This is a genomic window from Nonomuraea rhizosphaerae, assembly GCF_019396405.1.
Lineage (GTDB): Bacteria > Actinomycetota > Actinomycetes > Streptosporangiales > Streptosporangiaceae > Nonomuraea > Nonomuraea rhizosphaerae.
This window is the reverse complement of the sequence record NZ_JAHKRL010000089.1, coordinates 1-1,892: the sequence shown is the minus strand read 5'-3', so window position 1 is coordinate 1,892 and position 1,892 is coordinate 1. Positions and strand designations below refer to the sequence as shown.

The window sequence follows — 1,892 nt, the reverse complement described above, 5'->3', positions numbered from 1 at the left end:
GTGCGGCCGTCCCCTCGGAAGGGGGCGGCCGCACGGTCGTCCGGGTGTCTCGTGCGCGGGTGGAGGGGCTCAGCGCTCGTCGTGGCGACGGCGCCAGCGCTCTTCCATCCGCTCCATGAAGCTGCCGCGGCCACCCTTGCGGGGCTGCTTGCCGGGCACGGAAGCGCCTGAGGCGGGCGCGGCGTCGCCGAACCCGTTCATGCGTTTCCAGCTGGACAGACCCCACAGACACGCGGCGAGCATGACCACGAAACCGCCGACGCCGAGCGGGATCAGGGCTGCGCCATTCAACACCACGCCGACCATCATGGCGACGACCCCGAAGGCAAAGCCGATGGAGGCCTTGACGAGGCGACGCTTGTAATGGCTGCGCGGGTCGCTGATCCGTACGGTGTTGGCCCACTTCGGGTCCTCGGCGTAGAGGGCCTGCTCGATCTGGTCGAGCAAGCGCTGCTCGTGCTCAGAGAGCGGCACGGCGCCTCCCAAGGACAGCCCCAGGACGGGGAAGACGGCAACGGACGACACGGGGTGTCCGGACCTCGCGGTCGGTTATCCCCAGAATACGAGGCTGTAGACGTAGGCGAAAGCAAACGTCCAACGCAGACCAAACCGGAGGTGACGTCATACCCTGATTATGGGCCATCCACCGCCCCTCCCCCGAAATCCCGACATGGACGTCATGCCTCCATTTCATCAAGTCTGCCGCGCACAAGCGACGCCGGGAGCACCGCATCGGGCCCGAATCTTCGAATCGCCTTGTCCATGGCCTGCTCCGCCTCCCGCCAGCCGGTCTCCCGCTCGCCCAGCCCGAGCTGGTGGGTGGCCGAGTCGGCGGGGCGCAGGTTCTCCATCCTGACCCCGACCAGGCGCAGGCGCACGCGCTGGAGCCCGGAGGCCTCGAAGAGCTCGCAGGCGGTCGAGTAGATCTCCTGGGCCACGTCGGTCGCCTCCCTGAGGGTCCGGGACCGGTTGACGGTGGAGAAGTCGGCTCGGCGCAACTTCACACTCACAGTCCTGCCCACGTGCCCGCTCTTACGCATCCTGGCGGCCACCCGTTCGGACAGGCGGAGCAGCTCGCGCCGGATAACTTCGGGATCGTCCACATCTGTGGCGAATGTCTCTTCGTTGCCGATGCTCTTGTCCGGCACGTGGGCGCTCACCGCGCGCTCGTCGCGCCCCCAGGCGAGCGCGGCCAGATGGGTGCCCGCGGCCTGGCCCAGCTCGCGCTGCAAGGTGCTGACGGGCACTCTGGCGAGGTCTGCGACCGTGCGGATGCCCAGGCGTACGAGGGACTGCTCGGTGCGCTCCCCGACGCCCCACAGGGCCGAGACGGGCAGCGGGTGCAGGAAGCCGACCACCTCGCCGGTGGGGACCACCAGCAGGCCGTCGGGCTTGCACTGCTTGGAGGCCAGCTTCGCCACGAACTTGCTGCTCGCCACCCCCACCGAGCACGTGATGCCGTAGCGCTCCAGCACCTGCTCCCTGATCGTGGCGGCGATCGCGGCGGGCCGGCCCAGCCGCCGCCGGGCGCCGGCCACGTCGAGGAACGCCTCGTCGGAGGCGATCGGCTCGACCAGCGGGGTGATCGCGTGGAAGATCTCCATGACGCCCTTGGAGACCTCGGCGTATTTGCCGTGGCTGGGCGGGATGATCGTGGCCCGCGGGCACAGCCTGCGCGCCCTGCTCATCGGCATCGCCGAGTGGACGCCGTGGGCCCTGGCCTCGTAGGTGGCGCTGAGCACCACCCCGCGCCCGGCGGGCGAGCCCACGATCACCGGACGCCCCCGCAGCTCGGGCCGCTCCAGCAGCTCGACGCTGGCGAAGAAGGCGTCCATGTCGACGTGCAGGATCGGGCAGCCGCTGTCGTCGGCCCCGGTCCGTGGAGCGGGGCC

The 1,892-nt window shown here is 70.1% G+C and carries 2 protein-coding genes; both read right to left on the bottom strand.

Going from position 1 to position 1,892, the window contains the following annotated elements:
* Positions 1 to 69: 69 nt before the first annotated feature.
* Positions 70 to 474, bottom strand: a complete 405-nt coding sequence (locus tag KME77_RS04285) for an SCO2097 family morphological protein (RefSeq protein ID WP_219462164.1) — start codon at positions 472 to 474, stop codon at positions 70 to 72.
* A 203-nt stretch (positions 475 to 677) separates the two neighbouring features.
* A partial coding sequence (gene dinB / locus KME77_RS04280) for a DNA polymerase IV (RefSeq protein ID WP_219462162.1) occupies positions 678 to 1,892 on the bottom strand: 1,215 nt, incomplete at its 5' end.